The following is a 19188-nucleotide window of genomic DNA, read 5'->3' as shown; positions in this document are numbered from 1 at the left end:
CTTTATTTATATAAAATAAAAAAACCCATTCCTACCGCGGAATGAGCGAGAAACGGCAATAAATGTGCACACGAAAGCAGCCACCGTTGCCGTTTCCTCATCTCACCCCCCGAAGATTAGGAAACAGTAAGCGAACAAGGCAGGTCTACTGACTCATGCTTCATCCTACTCTGAGCCTTCCCATACGGCAAACGGCGCTTGCCATTCCACCGTACAGTGGTCATCTCATTTCGTCCGCATTTACAGTTGCGGGGACAGTTCTGGACTTTCACCAGATTCCCTATTAAGCCATGAAGAGCGAACCGCTCTATTTGGCACCTTGCCGCTGCTGTATAAAATTGTCGAGCAGTTGACAGTTATAATGTTAATGGAAGAAAAAAGGTTTTGCAATAAAAAAATAAGACGTCGCTTGCAAACAGGCAAAAAAGCCGCCTTATGCAAGGCGGCGATAAGCTTAATTGTCAATGTAGCGCTCCAACACAAAGCCGAAGTCTTTCACCGTATATTTTGTTTTCGCATCGACGGGCCATTGAAACGCGAGTTCATTTACCGCTTTGAAATCCGCCAAAACATGATTTGTCCCGCTTTTCATGCGCCCAAATACGTTAGCGGTCAACATCAAGCTTTTCTGCGCATATTCCAGCTTCGTTTCCGGTTTCATGGCAAAGCTCGGCAATTTTCAATAAAAATCTTTTAGTTTTTCTAAACGTTTTTTATGAACGTCAATCGAATAAGCGTGTGCGCGGATTTTAAATTTAGTTTCGACATCCAAATTAACCGTGCTTGCTGTCTCAAGCGATGCCTCGGAAATCGGGCGCTTATAATAATCGTTGCAGCGCAATACGCGCTTTTTTCTTGCTGTGCTCGTGCCATCCAAATGAATCATCGCTTTATTGGCAAAACAATACTCATCCGACTTCGGCTTAATCAAGAAATAAGCCTTTTCCCCTTTCTTCATGCATCACGCAATCATCGGCAGCGACTTTATCGTAGTTTTCCGGCTTAATGACCGGCCGATGTCGCTTAACCCGCGCACATCGGCAGCGATTTTTCCAAACATCGCGCAGCTTCTTTCATTTTTCATGATTATTCTGTTCTTGCAAAAAACAACCATCGCAAATAATGGTTCCTTCATGCTTGAGGAAAGCAGTAATTTCTACCATTCCTCTGTACGACGGGTATCTCATGCGCACATAGATAGGCTCATTTTTTTCAATCGGCTTCCCACAAACGGAACAAGTTGGAGATAAGGAAGATAAGGAAAACATGTGATGGTCTCCTTTCATTTTTCCTTTCTGTTAAATATGCGCAACAAAAAGGCGGCAAGTTTCCACTTGAAATAAAAATGCCGTTCATTTTATCGCAACGGCGACCTCGCCATGCGAATATATGTATGGCGCTTGCCGCGGATGGTGATGGAATATGTCATAATGTTTTCTGGAACAGCGATGCCGTGGTAGCCAGCGTCACCGATATGGTACAGGTCAGCGCCGGCCATTTTGCTTGCGAGCGCGATTTGCCGGATTGTATCCTCGTCAGCCCCTTCCTGGCTCGTGCCGATCGTAAGCATCGCCAATGCCCCATGTTCATGGGCAATCCGAACAAGTTGTTCTGTTCTTTCTAATGTCGCTCCCGGCACAGTTCCCGGCGCCGGCATAAGAATGATGTCAGCTCCGGCACGAACAAAACGCGCAACCACTTCTTCAGATACAATACTAGCTCCCGTTTCGTTGGCGACACCTGCTGCGTGCATCTTTCCCGCGATAATAAGGCCTTCTTCCCCAAAAACGGCACGGGCTGTTTCAATCGCGCGGATAATTTCATCATTTGTTACACCTGTTTTCGGATTTCCGGTTAGGCAGATAAAATCAAAACCTAGACGTTTTGCTTCTAGCAATGATTCTTCTGTTGCCATTCTTCCTTTTGGAAGAGAAGCAAGATTCTCTAGCTGCTTCGCATTCAGGTCAACCGGCTCCAAATTGACACCGACTGGCCGCCCCGTTAACTGCTTCAGACGTGCCACCATTTGATCCGGCTCCTTTGTATCCAATCCGTTTACCATCGGCTGGAACACATCAAACATGTTCAATAAAATTAAATCCGCGCCAAACGCCGCGGCCAATTCCGCATTCGTCACCTCCGGATAAAGCGGGGCAACAGAACCGATCACTTCCGCGACAATGGTTCTTCCTTCTGCTGCCTGCATCGATTGCTTCAGCTCTTTTCCGTCCATACGGCGAAAATCCGAGGCGCTACAGTCTAGCAACCGCTTCATTGCATGTTCCTCCTTGATTTACAATGATATTTCTATTGAAATAGGCATTCCAGCTCTCACCTTTCGCTGAAAAGAGCTGGAACGCTTTTCTTTTGGTTATAGCTTTTTCAGTTCACTGGCGACAAACTCGACATCGGTGCCGACAATGACTTGCACATCTGTTTGATTGAGGCGGATAACGCCTTTGGCACCTAACCGTTTCAGTTCCTCCTCATTGACTTTCGACATATCTTTCACTTTTAAGCGCAGGCGTGTAACGCAATTGTCAATTTGCGTAAGATTTTCTTTTCCGCCTAATGCTTCCATATATTTTACAGCAAGACTTTCATATTTGGCGCCCGCCTTGGCTGCATCGCTGCTGGCAAATTCGCCTTCTGCCTCATCTTCTTCTCGTCCCGGCGTTTTCAAATCTAGCTTTGTAATAAGGAAATAGAATACAACGAAATAGACCACCGCATAAATGATTCCTTGAACAATTAACAAATAAGGTCTTTGTGCAATTCCATAGTTTAAGAAGAAGTCAATCGCACCGGCTGAGAAAGTAAAACCGTGATGAACGCCAAGCATTGTCGCAATTGCCAGCGAAAGACCGGTTAACACGGCATGAACGACATAAAGCAGAGGTGACAAAAACATAAATAAAAACTCAATCGGCTCCGTAATTCCCGTTAAAAACGATGTGAACGCGACTCCAAGAAGAGCGCCGGATACCGCTTTGCGCCGCTCTTTTTTCGCTGCGGCAATCATGGCAATTGCTGCAGCTGGAAGACCGAACATCATAATTGGGAAAAATCCCGCCATAAAAATGCCGGCATCTGGATCCCCCGCGAAGAACCGCCATAAATCTCCAGTTTTTCCGTTATACTCGCCAAACACAAACCAGACAAAATTGTTCAATACATGATGCAATCCAATCGGAATAAGCAATCGGTTTAACAATCCAAAAATGCCAGTTCCGATCGCACCAGCGCCGACAATCCATTTGCCGATTGCGTTAATTCCATCTTGAATCGGCGGCCATATATATCCAAAAACTAATGCTAATACAAGCATCACAAAAGAAGTGACAATCGGAACAAATCGCTTCCCTCCGAAAAATCCAAGCCAATCCGGTAATTTTATATTATGGTAGCGGTTATACAGCAGTCCGGCAATCACACCAGAAATGATTCCGCCTAGTACGGACATATTAATATCTTTGTCAATGGCAGTGGCTCCTTTTGTTAATACAAAGTAGCCAATCGCCCCAGCTAATGCCGCAGCGCCATTTCCATCTTTTGCGAACCCAACCGCAACCCCGATCGCAAAAATAAGCGCTAAATTGGAAAAAATGGCATCACCTGTCGCTGCGATAAATGGAATATCCAATAAATCCGGCTGGCCTAAGCGAAGCAACAACCCTGCCGCTGGCAAAACAGCAATTGGAAGCATTAACGCTTTTCCAAGCCGCTGTAAAAATCCTAACATAAGAAAACTCCCCCTCTTCATTATTTCGCGCGTTCCATCTCAATCGTAAATTTGTAGCGGTCGCCACGGTAAACCGATTTGACGACTTCTAACGGCCGGCCGTCGTCCAAATAGCTTCTGCGCTGCAAGAGCAATACAGGAGCTCCTTCTTTTACCTGCAGCAGCTCCGCCTCCATTTTGCGGGCAACAGAGGCCTCTAACACCTGCACGGCGGAATGAATGGATAAACCGACATTTTTTTCAATAAACTCATAAACGGAACCGCTTACAATTTCACGCGTTAAATTAGGAATAATCGAGCATGGAATATAAGACGTTTCTAGCGCCATCGGCAACCCGTTAGCAAGACGAACGCGGCGAATTTCGTAAAGATCCGCACCTTCGCGCACGTCCAACAGCTGAGCTAATGCCACGCTGGCGGGAACAATGTTGAAATCGAGCACCTCCGCCCCAGGTTCCATGCCGCGCGCGCGCATATCTTCTGAAAAACTTGTCAGTCCTTTTAGCGGCTGTTCGATTTTTGTCGCGGCAACAAATGTCCCTTTGCCGCGTTTTCTTACTAAATATCCATCGTTTACTAGATTATTGATCGCTTGCCGGACCGTCATTCGGCTGATATCATACGTCTCTGCCAGTTCCCGCTCGGACGGAATCATTTCTCCCGGCTTGAGCTGCCTTTTTTCAATCATTTCTTTAATCTCTTGCTCTAATTGATAATAGATAGGAAGCGGTGAATGTTTGTTAATCATTTTCCATACACCTTTCGTTTTTCATCTGGCACAAGCGATAATGCCTCTTGGTCGGCAATCACCGTGACGTTTGGATGGGTATGAAGCACTGATGCCGGCATATCTGTAGTCACGGTTCCCTCGAACAATTTTGCCATCACTGCCGCTTTCGCTGTTCCCGACGCTAATAGCAATATATGACGGCTTTTCATGATCGTTGCGATTCCCATGGTAATCGCTTGGCGCGGCACATCCTCTAAAGATGGGAAAAAGCGGGCATTCGCTTGCCGCGTCGACGGAGCTAACTCAACGACGTGCGTCGGAATTGAAAACGGCGTCCCTGGCTCGTTAAAGCCAATATGCCCGTTTCTTCCAATACCTAAAATTTGCAAATCAATTCCTCCTAAACTCTCAATAAGCTGTTCATAGCGCTGGCATTCCGCTTCCACATCATCGCTCGCCCCGTTTGGAATGTATGTTTGCGAAAGCGGGATATCGATATGGAAAAATAAATGTTGATTCATATAGTAGCGATAGCTGTTCGGATGGTCGGACGACAAGCCAATATATTCATCCAAATTGACCGTGTGAACGTTGCGATACGATGTTCCGTTTTGCCGATGATCTTCGACTAATTGCTTATATACGCCTAGCATGGTTGATCCTGTGGCAAGACCAAGAACAGAATCAGGTTTTTCCTTTACCTGGGAAATAATGATGTGAGCCGCTTTTTGACTCATCTCTTCGTAGTTTGCTGCTTCGATTAATTTCATCGTCGTCCGTCCCCCTTTTTTATTTTGCATAGGCAAGTTTGCCGCGGCATATTGTCATCACAACATGATGCTGCTCGTCCAACACGACAAGATCGGCATCTTTGCCGGCGCGGATGCTTCCTTTTCTATCTAAAACGCCTAATTGCTTTGCCGGATTCCAGCTGGCCATGCGTATCACGTCTTCCAGAGCACAGCCGGTAAAAGACATGGCATTTTTCACCGCGTCGCCTAATTTTAAGATGCTTCCGGCTAACGTGCCGTCCCGCAATGTCGCTTTTTCTCCTTGAACAATGACTTCTTGGCCGCCAAGTTCATATCTACCGGCGCCGAGACATTTCGCGCGCATCGCGTCCGTAATTAATATGAGGCCCTCACAGCCTTTCATTTTATATGCAAAGCGAACCATTTCCGGCGCAACATGAATTCCATCGACAATTAGTTCACATACAACTTCATCATGCATGAGAACCGCTCCGGCAACTCCCGGCTCGCGATGATGGACGCCGCGCATGCCGTTAAACAGGTGGGTCGCATGCTTTACCCCTGCGTCAATCGCTGTTTTTACTTGTTCGTAGACCGCATCGGAATGGCCGATGGAAGCGATCACTCCAGCTTTTTTTAAGTATGCCGTGAGCGCTAATCCATTATTTTCTTCCGGCGCCAGCGTGACAAGGCGAATATATCCGTTCGCGATGTTCTGCCACTTTTGAAACAACTCGATATTCGGCTCGATAATATTGTTTGGATGCTGCGCCCCCGCTCGTTTTGGGGAAATAAACGGCCCTTCCAAATGGATGCCAAGCACCTCGGCTTCCCCAGGAAGATTGCTGCAACGTATATATTGCGCAACATTTTCGAGAGCGCGTTCAATACGATCAATAGGTGCGGTCATCGTCGTCGCTAAAAAACTTGTTGTGCCTTCCTTTGGCAGCGCTTCTGCCATCGTGCGCAACGCTTCGTTTGTTGCATCCATCACATCCGCCCCTGCTGCGCCATGAATATGGACATCAATAAATCCCGGTATTACCGTGAAACTTGGGTTAAGCTCCACCACCTCCGCTTCGATGGAAGCCGGGCATGATGACATTGGCCCTACTTCGCTCACTTTATCCCCTTCTGTCAGCACATATCCTTGTTCGATTTTCCCTGTTTCCGCATAAATCGTAGTGTTTTTCAACAGCCATCGTTTCAATATATTACACCCTCTTTCTATATATTATATTAACATCCTATCATCTAGTTGTCTAGACCACTAGATATTTTTTCACCAAGCAAAGAGAGCCGTTTTTTGGCTCAGCTTTTTGTTATGTTCTTTTCCTTCCTGAATATTTCCGCTTAGCCAAATTGGCAGCTTTTCCCCTTTGTTCTGCCATCATTGCAACCGCCTGTGCGAAAATGGCATGCAATATGGTCGCTCCAATAATGACCGACGTTGGCGCAAACGGCACGCAAACGTTCGGATACATCAATGGGGCATCGCCTTTCACCGTATTGGTTATAATAACAAGGTCCATACTTCCGATATTGGAAATCGCAAATATACAACATGCGCTCCAAACATGCCGCCGTTCTTTCTTTTCATTGCGCGTTTAAAAAACAAGCCCCCCGCTGTTCAGGCAAGGGGCATTTTACATTTTTTGCGGGCCGTTTGGCAAATAAAACGTAAATGTCGTTCCTTCATGAAGCTTGCTATGAACGAAAATCGTCCCTTTATGCGCCTCGACGATATTTTTCGCAATCGCAAGGCCTAATCCCGTTCCTGAACGGCCGCGCGTGCGCGCCTTATCCGCTTTGTAGAAGCGCTCAAACACAAACGGCAAATCTTCTTCAGAAATGCCGGATCCGGAATCTTGCACATGGATCGTAACACCGTCTCCGCTTCGTTCGGCAATAATCTTGACGGTTCCGTTTTGATCCGTATGACGAATCGCATTATCAATCAAATTCGTCAATACTTGTTCAATGCGGTCCGGGTCAATCGTAATTTGGATGTCCTCATTTTTAAACTCCGCCGACAAATCAATTTGTTTTTCTTTTGCTAGCCCTTGGAATTTGCGAATAATCCGTCCGATATATGGGGCGAGCTGGACGGTTTCGTAATTTAACGTAATGTGTCCTGCTTCCATGCGCGCCAAATCTAATAAGTCGTTGACAAGGCGGCCCATGCGCAGCGATTCGTCATAAATGACTTTCGCCATCTCTTTCTTTTCTTCATCTGTTGCGGCAATATCATCAATAATCGCTTCGCTGTACCCTTGAAGCATCGCAATCGGCGTGCGCAGTTCATGAGAAACGTTGGCGATAAAATCTTTGCGGAGTTTATCCAAGCGGCGCTCCTCCGTCATATCGCGCAGCACCGCCACCGCTCCGCGTACGTTCGTTTTGCCATAAAGCGGCGTCATTAAAATCACCCATGTCCGCCCTTGCAGGGACAATTCGATCGATTGCTCCTTTTCCTCACGGACAACGCGAATAAATAACTCTTTTGCCTGCGGAGGTAGCGGCGCGATTGTTTCCGCATCGTTTCCTTGTTCAAAATACCATGCTTGCAAAAACCGCTCTGCAGGCGGGTTCGTAATTAATATCTCACCGTCGCGATTAAAGGTGATGACGCCATCGGCCATGCTGCTTAAAATGCTTGCCAGCTGCTCTTTTTCCTGGTTCAGCGCATTAATGTTAAATTGCAGCCGTCTGCCCATCTGGTTGAACGCCATCGCCAATTCACCGATTTCATCATGCGTTAAAATCGGCACTTTGGTGTCAAATTTGCCGCGCGCCACTTCAAAGGCCGCTTGCCGCATTTTTCGCAAAGGCGCGGTAATACGGGTCGATAAGAAAAAGGCGAAAAACGTTGTCAACACGATGGCGATAAACGCGGCAAGAAAAATCAATTTTTTCGTTTGCCTTGTCGTATCTTCAATGGCCCGCAACGATTGGTAAATAAATACTCCGCCCTGTTTTCCATTCGCCGTTTCCAGCGGCACGCCGACAATAATCACATCACTATATTGTTTGCCGATTTGCACGTTTGGCAAATACGCTTTCTTTTTTACGCTTTTTCCTTCCGTGAACACTTTTCGCAAATCTTTATCCTGTTCAATCAGTGATAGCGGCAAATCGCGTAGTTCATCGTTTGTCGGCGAATACCAGTAATGCGAGGAATCAGTGATAATGACCGCTTTGGACGTATGGTCGACAAGCGTCCATGCGATCGAACGTGCCAGCTTTTCATCTTCGTAGTCGCGCATGACTTCCGATACTTTTGTCGCAAGCTGCGTCAATTCTTTTTCCGCTTCTTGTACATAATAATTTTCAAAAAATTTTAACAAAAGAACCGTAAGGACAAATAATACACAGGAAACGAGCAATAATATAGTGAACCATAATTTTCCGACCACGCTGCGAAAAAGCCACATTAGTCGTTCACTACCTCAAATTTATAGCCAACTCCCCAGACGGTTACAATCATTTTTGCCGCCGTCGGTGAGACTTTGTTTAACTTTTCTCGCAATCGCTTAATATGAGTGTCCACTGTGCGCAAATCGCCAAAAAATTCGTAATGCCATACTTCCTTTAACAGCTGTTCGCGATCAAACACTTTATCTGGAGATTTTGCCAAAAATAAAAGCAGCTCGTATTCTTTCGGAGTCAAATTCACTTCCTGGCCGTCAACCGTGACGCGGTGGGCGTCGTTATCAATCGTTAAATGTGGAAAAACGAGCACGTCTTTCGCGGTCGTGTCAGCAAGGACATACATTGTATTTGCCGCACGCCGCAACAGCGCCTTCACGCGCAATACAACTTCGCGCGGGCTAAACGGCTTGACGATATAGTCGTCCGTCCCCGCCTCAAAGCCTTGGACACGGTTTGATTCTTCCCCTTTTGCCGTCAGCATAATAATCGGAGTTGCTTTCTTTTCGCGAATTTCTTTGCATACCTCAATGCCGTCCCTCCCTGGCAGCATGAGGTCAAGCAAAATGACGTCATAATCGTTGCCAAGCGCTTTTTCGAGCGCGTCATTGCCGTTATCGGCCTCATCAATTATATAATTTTCACGCTCCAAATACATTTTCAACAAGCGCCGAATTCGTTCTTCATCATCCACGACCAAAATTTTTACTTGTTTATCCATAAGAACATCCTCCCTTGTTCACTATTGTACAAAAATTAATGTCATTTATCTACTTTATCGTAAAAAAGGATGCCCCAGCCAACGGGGCATCCTCTTGTTCAAAGCCATTCATCTATTCATCATGTTCCGGCGTAGGAATGCAGTCCGGCAATTACTAAGTTCACCGCCACTAAATTAAACATGATGATCGCAAAACCAATAACCGCAAGCCATGCCGATTTTTCGCCGTGCCATCCTTTGGACAAGCGAAGGTGCAAAAACGCCGCGTAAAACAGCCATGTAATAAGCGCCCATACTTCTTTCGGATCCCAACCCCAAAAGCGCGTCCACGCAATTTGCGCCCAAATCATCGCAAAAATGAGCGCTCCAAGCGTAAATACCGGGAAGCCGATCGCGACAGCGCGATAACTGATTTCATCCGTTAAATCCAAGTTTACGTTTTTGACAAGCGGCTGCAAGGCTGCGGCGATCCGCTTCCGCAGCACAAGACGGAGCAGCACATATAAAACCGTGCCCCCGATTATCGACCAGATAACCGTATTTAATTTTTTTGCGTTGATGATTGCCGGCATGTAAACGAACGGTGCAAAACGGTCGGCGCTTTCTTTCACAAGCTTTCCTTCATGCGGGCCGACTAATGCCGGCATGTCGTAAACGACTTCTGATGTTTGTCCATTTTTGTCAACCCATGTAAATTTTGCTTCATAATCCGCAAGGCTGAATGACGTCGATACAAGCACAAAGCCGAGCGTTGTAATTAAGCAGAACATTACGACTTCCAGCCAGAACGTGCGTTTGCTCGGCTTGGACTGATCCACGACACGAACTAAATAAATGAGACCAGCGGCAAAGCTGACGGCCAAAATCGCTTCTCCCGCCGCGGCGGTAGTTACATGGATGTGCAACCAATCACTTTGCAACGCCGGAATCAGCGGGGTGATCTCGCGCGGAAACATGCTGGCGTAAGCGATCACTAATAAAGCGACCGGTAATGTGAACAAACCAAGAACGCTTGTTTTATAAATAAAATAAATCACGATAAAAGCAGCAACAAGCATCATCCCAAAAAATGTTGTAAATTCAAACAAATTGCTGACCGGCGCATGCCCCGCTGCTATCCATCTTGTAATAAAGTAGCCAAGCTGCGAAACAAACCCGATGATCGTTGTCATAATGCCAAGCTGCGACCAACGATCCTTTTCTTTTTTCTCTTTTCCTTTTTTATCGCGAATCGCTCCACCGAAAAAAAATGTTCCGATCAAATAAAGAATAAACGCGATATACAACAACGTGCTACTTAGTTGCGCCATGCACTTGCCCCCCTTGCGCTGCTGTTTTCTCTTCTTCCGCTTGATCGATCGGCATCGCTAATCCCGTTCCTTCAATGACGCGGCGAATTTCATTTTTTAACCCGAACCAATTTTTGTTCGTATGCGCAGCAAGCCACACTTCGCCATTGACGCGCTGCAGCCAGATGCGGCGATGGTTCCAATACATCCCTTGGACGACCCCAATCATGAATATCGCTCCGCCAACGCCTAAAATCCAAAGCGTAAAGTCGCGGCGTACCGTAAGGCCTGACACGTTTCTCGTCTCCAAGCCAGCAAATGCCATTTTATATTTATTGTTGCCAAATGGCTCAATCGTCTGTTGAATGGCGACAAAGCTCACTTCCCCTTTTGGCTTGTCCGGGGCAAACATTTTAAACACAAACGCCGGATTGTTTGGAACTTTTGATTTCGTAGACGGATTTCCATCTTCATCAAAATAAAAATCCGGGAAGTAACTTAATAACTCCACACGATAACCGTTGCCAAGGTCATAGGAAGGTTTTGGGTTATGCAAATCGATGGCGACAGTGCCAAACGATTTTTTCGATGTTTTATCCATTAATTGAAACGCCATTTTATACGGCTCGTTTTGTTTAAAATCGACTTGGTACAGCGCATAATGGTCATATTTTAACGGTTCGTTGACACGAATCTTATACTCTTTTACTTTTTTTAGTTTCGGTTCTTCGCCGGCGACAATCGGCCCGACACGTTTATAAAGCACGACGTTCGTTTGGTAGTTTTTCGCGACCGTGCCGCTGCCGACGCGATCAATCGCCGCATTAAACACTTCATTTTCCTTCCCTTTTTCATATGTTTCATAAATAAATTTTTCGTTCTTTAAAAAATATTTTCCATGAGTTCCAGGGACTTCTTTCGTTTCTCCCTCGCGAATCCACAACACTTCATCGACATACATGCCAGGAACAAAGCGAAGCATTGCCCCAATTAAGAAAATAATTAATCCGATATGGTTGACATACGGACCCCAGCGGGAAAAACGGCCTTTTTCCGCCAAAATATTGCCGTTTTCTTCGCGAATATGGTAGCGGCGCTGCGCCAATTTCTCTTTCATCTGTTTGAATACATCATCGACATCAGCAACTTTCGAAACGCTAAATAACCGCTGCCGCCGCAAAAAATTTGGATGCCTTGTGACGCCTTGCTTTTTCAAAGCGCGATAGAGCGGTATCACGCGGTCTAAACTGCAAATGACAAGCGATACGCCGATCGACGCAATAAGAAGCATATACCACCATGACCCGTACAAATCATTAAATCCAAGCTGATAATACAACTTTCCTAGCCAGCCGTATTGATCCTCGTAATATTCAGCGGGGCTGACATTTGGCGGAAGATACATTTCCTGCGGAAAAATCGTTCCGATCGCTGAGGCGATGAGTGTAATAACAATAAGCGCCACTCCGACCTTCACCGAAGAGAAAAACGCCCAAATTTTATCCACGATCGTTTTATTGTACGTTTGCGAACGGCGCGCGCTTCCTTCATAACGCATGTCCAAGAGCCTTTTCTCTTCGTTTTCCTCAAGCGGTTTTCCGCATGATTCGCAAAAAGCAGTCCCGTGCGGATTCACATGCCCGCATTCGCACTTTACATGTTCCATTTTGCAAAACCCCTTACGGTTTAATACTTTCCATATACTGCTTGACCATTTCCTCTGTCATCGTTCCAGTGATGATTTTTTTCACTTTGCCGTTTTTATCAATCAAAAACGTCGCCGGCAGTTGATCGACATCATAGGCGTTCATTACTTGATCTTCCCGGTCGATCATGACTGGAAACGTCAATCCAAAGCGGTCGACAAATCTTTGCACACTTAACTTTGTCTCACCAACGTTCACCGCCAAGACTTCGACACCTTGGTTTTTATATGTGCTATACTGCCGGTTGATGTATGGCATTTCCTTTTCGCACGGCTTGCACCATGTTCCCCAGAAGTTCAAAAACACCCCTTTGCCGCGATAGTCGGAAAGACGATGTTGCTTTCCGCTTAAATCGGTCAAAACAAAATCCGGCGCTGTTGAGCCAACTTTTACCTCTGCTTTATCGGTAAAAAAATTGGAATAAATCGTATATCCTACCGCTGCTAATAACAGTAATAAAATTATCGTTCTCATGACAAGCCGCTGTTGTTTTTTCATCTTTCAAACCCCTTAAAATCGTAATATCCCATTTTCCATTATAACAGTGTTTTTTATCGTACAAATTGGTCTTATATGAACGTTATGTGACAATGTAACCGTTTTATTTTCCACCGCCCGATAACGCGAGCGCGCGCAGCTGTTTTACTTCGTGTGGCGTAAGTTCGCGGTATTCGCCAGGATTTAACCCTTTCAAATCGAGAAAAGCGTATCTCTCCCGCTTCAATTTCATAACGTTACAGCCAATTGCCTCAAACATGCGGCGCACTTGGCGGTTCCGTCCTTCATGAATGCGAATTTCGATAATGGCGGTTTGTTTTTGTTTATTGTGAGAAAGCAATTTTACTTTTGCCGGCGCAGTCATGCCGTCTTCGAGCATAATTCCTTTCTCCAGCTGTTTTAATTGCCCACGCGTCGGAATTTTTTTCACCTTTGCGATATATACTTTTTCGATTTCGTAACGAGGATGCATTAACAAATTGGCAAAATCCCCATCGTTGGTGAGCAAAAGAATCCCCGACGTATCGTAATCGAGACGGCCAATTGGGAAAATGCGCTTATCGATATCCTTAAAAAAATCGGTAACAACTTTCCTGCCTTTATCATCTTTTACGCTCGAGATCACCCCGCGCGGCTTATAAAAAAGATAATATACCGGTTCCTCTTTTTCTACCGGTATCCCATCAACTTCCACTTTATCTCGCGGACCGACTTTCACGCCAAGTTCGGTAACGATTTTCCCATTCACCTTTACTCTTCCTTGTAATATGAGTTGTTCTGCTTTCCGCCTTGATGCGATTCCTGCACGGGCAATTACTTTTTGCAAACGTTCCATCACTGTTTCACCTCTGTCATCATCTTACTCTTTCGATGCAAAAGATACAAGCATGCTCTCTCACTATTTTTATCATACTCGCCTTTTTTCGACAAATATAAAACCATTCTTTCGGAAAAAGCCAAAACCAAAAAAAGCCGCCTAACGATAATAGGCGAGCTATCTTCCAAAGATAAGCAACACAATAAAAAAGGAAACAATAAAGCTGAGAATATCCGCTAAAATCCCGACTTTAAGCGCATCTCCCATCTTTTTGATGCCAACCGCGCCGAAATAAACCGTTAACACATACAATGTCGTTTCCGTACTGCCTTGTATCGTAGATGCGAGCCTGCCAATGAACGAATCCGGTCCATATGTAGCGATCAAATCGGTTGCCATGCCAAGCGCAGCAGTACCGGAAATCGTGCGAACCACCGCCAGCGGCACTACCTCCGCCGGAAGGCCAATCGCCTCAACAATCGGCTTTATTCCGTTCATCATATAATCTAATGCACCTGACGCGCGAAAAATCGAAATCGAAACAAGCATGCCGACTAAATATGGAATAACGGAAAACGCGATTTGAATGCCTTCTTTCCCACCTTCGACAAACGCTTCATAAGTTGGCACTTTTTTTACGGTTCCGTATAAAAGAATAAACGCAACGGTGATGGGAATAAGCCAAGTAGAAAGGAGCTGAATGAACGCCATTACCGTTTCCCGCCTTTCCGTGTCCTCTTCCAATAATAATAACGATCAATGCAGACTGCGCCAATTGTTGAGATCGTTGAAGCGACAAGCGTCGTACCGATAATTTCCCCCGGCGACGCCGACCCGTATGTCATGCGAATCGAAATGACCGTCGTCGGAATAAGGGTGATGCTTGATGTATTGATCGCCAAAAACGTGATCATCGAACGACTTGCTTCCTCTTGATGGCTGTTAAGCTTTTTTAATTCTTCCATCGCCTTAATCCCCATTGGGGTCGCAGCGTTGCCAAGCCCAAACATATTAGCAATTATGTTGGAAACGATATAGCCGAGCGCGGGATGGTTTGGCGGCACTTCTGGAAACAGGCGGCGGACAAGCGGTTTGCAAAAAGCAGCAAGCCTCTCCAAAAGGCTGGCTTCTTCAGCAATTTTCATCAATCCAAGCCAAAACACCAAAATGCTAATCATGCCGATGCTGATCGTGACCGCTTCTTTCGCGCTTTTAAAAATCGCTTCGTTCACTTCATTCATCGTGCCGTTCATCATCGCAAAAACAATGCCAATAACGGCCATCGCTACCCAAATAAGATTAACCATCGTTTCCCACACCTAAAAAATGAAATGCGCTCCAAATCGAGCGGTCTCTCTTGCTTGTACTCTTTTTATACAAAAGCGGCACTTCATCGACCGCTTCCTTCCCCAAGTAAAGTATCGCTTTCCCAACGATCGCTGGGATGCGGCTTTCGTCTTTCTTCCATTCCTTGTTCGGACGCAGAAGACGAATTTTCACACGCAAATCTTTCATTTCTTCTTCGGTCACGGGATACCGCAAAGCGCGGCTTGCTTGAATGTTTTCGCGGTAAAAGGGGTCACGAATTTTCTTTACCATGCGCTTTCGATCCACTTTGGCAATGATATAATGTTTAAAGCCGTATTCGTACATGGCAATATGATCGTTCCAATCATCCGGTGCGTCCAATGTCACCGCGATTAAATCGAGACCGTCTTTGGAAGCGGTCGTCACAAGCGTCCGATTTGCCCGTTTTGTATAGCCAGTTTTTCCTCCCGTGCAATATTCATATAAATTCGTGAGCAGCTTATTTTTATTCCGCCACACCCGATCCCCTTTTTCTCCAGGGTTAGGAGCACGGTACACTTTCGTTCCGGAAATTTTTCGAAACTCTTTATTTTTCATCGCATATTGCATAAGAAGCGCCATGTCGTAAGCCGTAGAATAATGGTTTTCCGCATCATCCAATCCGTGCGGATTGGCAAACTCGGTGTTGCGCATGCCGATTTCTGCCGCTTTTTGATTCATTAACAACACAAACCCTTCCACGCTGCCGCCGACATGTTCGGCAATCGCCACTGCTGCATCGTTCCCCGAACGAAGCATCAGCCCATAGACGAGATCACGAAGCTTTATTTTTTCCCCTTCCTTTAAATAAATCGACGAACCTTCTGCACGGACAGCGCGAGCGCTTACGGTCACCGTATCATCCATTTTTCCTGATTCGATCGCCAAAATCGCTGTCATAATTTTTGTAATGCTGGCAATGCGCCGCTTCGTATGCGCGTCTTTTTCCAACAATATGCGTCCTGAATGCTGTTCCATTAAAACCGCGCTTTGCGCACTCACTCCATCCATTGCCTTCATTGCCTTCGCCCGATCCGGAATACATGAAAAAAGCATCGTCACCGCTACGATAAACAGTACAATTGGTTTCCATAGCTTCATGTAATCTCCATCCCTTTTGCTCTTTTGTACAAGTGTATGCGCCAAACAAACAGATATGATCGTAAAATGTACAAGTTACCGCTGTCATGTCCACATCATCCGATCTCCAAAGCATGTGTCTTTGACGGAGTGTTGCAAAAACACCAGAAAACAACCGTCAATAGTATAGACGAAGGAACATCTCCTTCGTCTTTCATCAAAACGGTTTCCAGCGCAGCTTTTGCGCTTGAGCAAACCTCTCTTCCACGTCGCGCCAATGGACGACATTCCACCAGTTGTTAATATACGCAGCGCGGTCACTTTTATATTGCAAATAATAAGCATGCTCCCAAACGTCTAACACAAGTAGCGGAATCGTATCCCACTGTGTCATGAATTGATGTTTTTCCGTCTGCAAAATTTCTAAGCGGTGCGACCGCGGCGACCAAACGAGCAACGCCCAGCCGACTCCTTCGGCGCTTTTTGCCGCCTCGGTAAAGTGGCGCTTAAACCGTTCAAAACTTCCGAAATCGCGCTTTATTTGTTCCAGCAGCTCACCGTGCGGTTCTCCGCCGCCTTTTGGATGCATATTGTTCCAAAAAATGGTGTGCAAATAATGTCCCGAACCGTGAAATGCCGCTTCCCGCTCCCAATGCTTCAGCAATTCATAGTTATTTGTTTCGCGCGCTTTTTTCATCATTTTTTCCGCTTTATTCAATCCATCTACATAACTTTGGTGATGTTTTGTATGGTGCAGTTGCATTATTTCTTTGGAAATATACGGCTCGAGCGCGTCATAACTGTATGGAAGTGGCGGAAGAACGTGCCTGCCCGCTGCTATATAGGTTTGGCTCCGCTCTCCTTCCTCACCGATTTCTTCACCTTCGTCAGCCAATGACTCGTTTGCTAGAATCGCTGTCGCTTTTTCATGCGCTTCATCGACCATGCGCTGAAGATCATAAATGTCAGCTTCCGTCCATTCCCCTTCGTGTTTGTCGATGTAGGAAAGCAATGCCGCAATGTCGCGATGGACCATGCCATCATCCCTTTGCAGCAAAATTTGTTCGACTTGCGTTCCCCATTCGCTGACTTCCTTCACATATTGCCGAAATAACTCTTGTTCGCTCATTTTGAAAAACCTCCTCTGTCTTTGTGCCCATATATCGTATGCCAGCTGCCCAAAAATCGTTCTTGTCCGCATTCACCCAAATTCCTTTGCGTTCATACATATAAAATCGGGGTGAGAAGCAAATGAAAAAAACATTGGAACAAGAAGCGCTATGGGAAATGCGCTTTTGGATGCAAATTCTTGGCGACCATTGCCGATTCATTCTCGAATCTTTAGCAGAAAAAGAAAAGGAGGAAATCGATCAGGCGCAACGGCTCATTCACGTATTTGATGAATTATTGGAACACGCACGTCGACCGGCGGCATGGTCATGGGCGCCTCTTGTTCAGCGGGGAAAAGAGGCGGGGGAACAGCTGCGGACATTTAAACTTCATTTGTTAAAGCGGCTTTTGACAGAAAAAATTAGCTTTTCGCTTCCCCCTACTTTCCTCAACCACATGGTAAACGAATTGGAAGAATGGCTGCGCCTTGCCGGCTATTACGTGCGAGGAAAGCGGCCTCCCAACGTTCACCCGCTTCATCATGATTTATTATGGCTGCTTGATGCAGCCGGGCACGCTGGCTCCATCCATGACCGACTCGACAACAGTGAAAAAAACTTAAAAGGACAAAGCCGCACGTTTGCAAAAGAATGGGAAGACTTTTATTTAAAAGCGGTGGAAATGGCGGGATATTTACGGACAAACGTATACGATTTCCCCGCTTTACATCGCTTTCACCGCGACATTCAATTAGAAATGGTGATTTTCCAAAGCTTTCTGCACGAGTTAGAAGAAATGGGACTAAACAAAGAGGTACTTGGCGCATTAACGCCGCTTATGGCCGATCATATGGCTCGGGAAGAATGCTATTACTTGCAAAAATTAGCGGAAACGACGAATGACATCCATCCGCCAGCCTGCGACCCGACAAAACCTCGGACAGAGTGATGGACAGCAAAAAAGCTGCCCCGGACATCGGGACAGCTTTCGTTTATTTGGACTGGATCATTTTTGTGCGATAGTCGGTTTCATAAAATTCCAGCTCTTCACGAATCGTCTGAAACTCGCTTTCAAGGGACAACAGCAAAGCTTGCAACGAAGGCGGGGGAGTCTGCCGAAATTTCAGCGAATTGCGCCCCGTATAAGCGGAGCGGCTATCTTCGTACCACGCGTCGCTTTTCGGGGTAAAATATTCGGCAATGCATAAATGATAAACGCGGTACAGCGCCTTTTCCGCTGCCGTTTTGCGAAACGGCTCCTCGCTCAAGACGATGCGGCACTCCTCAAGCCCTTCTTCACAAAACACAACAAGGCGGCGTAAATTCGCAAGCAGTAACTCGCAATACGCTTTGTCCACTCCTTCCCGTTCTTCCACTAGTTTTGACAACGTTGTTTCGTTTAAATAATCGGAAATTGTCCGAACAGCTTTTTGCAAAAACGCTTCTACTTGTTTTGTCTGATTCCAAACCATTGGATTTCCCATAATTCAAAGACCCCCATACCAGTTAAGATGGCTGGCGAACAAAAAGAAGCGGTGACGTTAAACGGTATTCCCCTTTCGCTTCCAGTTCCGCAAAGACGTCTGGAAGCCTCGTAAACTCCATATGCGCAAAATAACGGCGAAATTCTTTTTCCTCGCTAATATATACTCGCTTACGGTGCCGGAAAGCCGGATTTTGCAATAAACATACGAAAGCGACGATATCGCGGAAATAAACATCGCGCCCCGAAACGGTAAAAATCGGATTTTTTTCATACGGCGTAAACGATGAAATCGATTCCTCAAAATGGCGCAAATATAGGACGTAGAGCGTTTTGTCACCTCCGTCTTCGCGAAACGTTGCTTCCGATCGGTTGAAATAATCTTCAAACGTATTCGGCTTCGATTTTTCCAGCTCATGTCCTTGCAAGCGGCAAATCCGCATACAAATAGCCCCCTTATCTGTGCCAAAAACGCAATATAAAG

At 45.9% G+C, this 19188-nt stretch carries 19 protein-coding genes, 1 pseudogene and 1 riboswitch; of the genes and pseudogenes, 1 reads left to right on the top strand and 19 read right to left on the bottom strand.

Features of this window, described 5'->3' with window-relative positions; translation table 11 throughout:
- Positions 1-121: 121 nt before the first annotated feature.
- Positions 122-337: riboswitch (cobalamin riboswitch) on the bottom strand.
- A 117-nt stretch (positions 338-454) separates the two neighbouring features.
- The 17 genes and pseudogenes from MWM02_RS06460 to MWM02_RS06375 form a co-directional block, all read right to left on the bottom strand.
- Positions 455-1060 (bottom strand): annotated as a pseudogene (locus tag MWM02_RS06460) (PH domain-containing protein).
- Between the two features lie 297 nt (positions 1061-1357).
- Positions 1358-2275, bottom strand: coding sequence for a DUF7916 family protein (locus tag MWM02_RS06450; RefSeq protein ID WP_064550094.1), 918 nt, complete (start codon positions 2273-2275; stop codon positions 1358-1360).
- A 96-nt stretch (positions 2276-2371) separates the two neighbouring features.
- The gene (gene nagE, locus MWM02_RS06445; RefSeq protein WP_064550092.1) at positions 2372-3742 is read right to left on the bottom strand and encodes an N-acetylglucosamine-specific PTS transporter subunit IIBC; all 1371 of its coding nucleotides are present in this window, start codon (positions 3740-3742) and stop codon (positions 2372-2374) included.
- Positions 3743-3762: 20 nt separating this feature from the next.
- Positions 3763-4491 carry a GntR family transcriptional regulator gene (locus MWM02_RS06440; RefSeq protein ID WP_064550090.1) on the bottom strand — a complete coding sequence of 243 codons (729 nt, stop codon included), beginning with the start codon at positions 4489-4491 and terminating at the stop codon, positions 3763-3765.
- Positions 4488-5243, bottom strand: a complete 756-nt coding sequence (gene nagB / locus MWM02_RS06435; RefSeq protein WP_244403222.1) for a glucosamine-6-phosphate deaminase — start codon at positions 5241-5243, stop codon at positions 4488-4490. The genes MWM02_RS06440 and nagB overlap by 4 nt, the downstream gene beginning before the upstream one ends.
- Before the next feature lie 19 nt (positions 5244-5262).
- The gene (gene nagA / locus MWM02_RS06430; RefSeq protein ID WP_244403220.1) at positions 5263-6435 is read right to left on the bottom strand and encodes an N-acetylglucosamine-6-phosphate deacetylase; all 1173 of its coding nucleotides are present in this window, start codon (positions 6433-6435) and stop codon (positions 5263-5265) included.
- A gap of 112 nt (positions 6436-6547) precedes the next feature.
- Positions 6548-6757, bottom strand: a complete 210-nt coding sequence (locus MWM02_RS06425) for a phosphoheptose isomerase family protein (RefSeq protein WP_244403218.1) — start codon at positions 6755-6757, stop codon at positions 6548-6550.
- Positions 6758-6871: 114 nt separating this feature from the next.
- Positions 6872-8659, bottom strand: a complete 1788-nt coding sequence (locus MWM02_RS06420) for an ATP-binding protein (protein WP_244403216.1) — start codon at positions 8657-8659, stop codon at positions 6872-6874.
- Entirely contained in the window at positions 8659-9375 is a 717-nt protein-coding gene (locus tag MWM02_RS06415; RefSeq protein WP_064550080.1) for a response regulator transcription factor, read from the bottom strand. Before MWM02_RS06415 ends, MWM02_RS06420 begins: the two co-directional genes overlap by 1 nt.
- Before the next feature lie 119 nt (positions 9376-9494).
- Complete coding sequence (ccsB, locus tag MWM02_RS06410) at positions 9495-10685, bottom strand: c-type cytochrome biogenesis protein CcsB (RefSeq protein WP_064550078.1); 1191 nt, start codon at positions 10683-10685, stop codon at positions 9495-9497.
- Positions 10669-12330 (bottom strand): cytochrome c biogenesis ResB family protein, encoded by a 1662-nt coding sequence (locus tag MWM02_RS06405; RefSeq protein WP_244403214.1) that lies wholly within the window; start codon positions 12328-12330, stop codon positions 10669-10671. Before MWM02_RS06405 ends, ccsB begins: the two co-directional genes overlap by 17 nt.
- 13 nt (positions 12331-12343) lie before the next feature.
- Positions 12344-12868 carry a thiol-disulfide oxidoreductase ResA gene (gene resA / locus MWM02_RS06400; protein ID WP_244403212.1) on the bottom strand — a complete coding sequence of 175 codons (525 nt, stop codon included), beginning with the start codon at positions 12866-12868 and terminating at the stop codon, positions 12344-12346.
- Between the two features lie 103 nt (positions 12869-12971).
- Entirely contained in the window at positions 12972-13703 is a 732-nt protein-coding gene (locus MWM02_RS06395; protein ID WP_064550072.1) for a pseudouridine synthase, read from the bottom strand.
- Positions 13704-13862: 159 nt separating this feature from the next.
- A complete protein-coding gene (locus MWM02_RS06390; RefSeq protein ID WP_064550070.1) occupies positions 13863-14396 on the bottom strand; it encodes a spore maturation protein in 534 nt (177 codons plus the stop codon).
- Entirely contained in the window at positions 14396-14992 is a 597-nt protein-coding gene (locus MWM02_RS06385; protein ID WP_244403210.1) for a nucleoside recognition domain-containing protein, read from the bottom strand. Before MWM02_RS06385 ends, MWM02_RS06390 begins: the two co-directional genes overlap by 1 nt.
- Positions 14985-16133 (bottom strand): D-alanyl-D-alanine carboxypeptidase family protein, encoded by a 1149-nt coding sequence (locus MWM02_RS06380; RefSeq protein ID WP_244403209.1) that lies wholly within the window; start codon positions 16131-16133, stop codon positions 14985-14987. Before MWM02_RS06380 ends, MWM02_RS06385 begins: the two co-directional genes overlap by 8 nt.
- Before the next feature lie 196 nt (positions 16134-16329).
- Entirely contained in the window at positions 16330-17241 is a 912-nt protein-coding gene (locus tag MWM02_RS06375) for a superoxide dismutase (RefSeq protein WP_244403208.1), read from the bottom strand.
- Positions 17242-17363: 122 nt separating this feature from the next.
- Here MWM02_RS06375 and MWM02_RS06370 point away from each other — a divergent pair, with 122 nt between their 5' ends.
- Complete coding sequence (locus tag MWM02_RS06370) at positions 17364-18170, top strand: DUF2935 domain-containing protein (RefSeq protein WP_064550062.1); 807 nt, start codon at positions 17364-17366, stop codon at positions 18168-18170.
- Positions 18171-18213: 43 nt separating this feature from the next.
- Here the strand turns inward: MWM02_RS06370 and MWM02_RS06365 are convergent, their stop codons facing one another.
- Positions 18214-18705 (bottom strand): YpuI family protein, encoded by a 492-nt coding sequence (locus MWM02_RS06365; RefSeq protein ID WP_244403207.1) that lies wholly within the window; start codon positions 18703-18705, stop codon positions 18214-18216.
- Between the two features lie 22 nt (positions 18706-18727).
- On the bottom strand, positions 18728-19147 hold the full coding sequence (locus tag MWM02_RS06360) for a hypothetical protein (protein WP_064550060.1): 420 nt from the start codon (positions 19145-19147) through the stop codon (positions 18728-18730).
- Positions 19148-19188: the final 41 nt, after the last annotated feature.

The sequence above is a fragment of the Parageobacillus sp. KH3-4 genome (genome assembly GCF_022846435.1).
GTDB classification, from domain to species: Bacteria; Bacillota; Bacilli; order Bacillales; family Anoxybacillaceae; genus Parageobacillus; species Parageobacillus thermoglucosidasius_A.
Note: the sequence above shows the minus strand (reverse complement) of the source record. Positions and strands in the feature narration are given on the sequence as shown.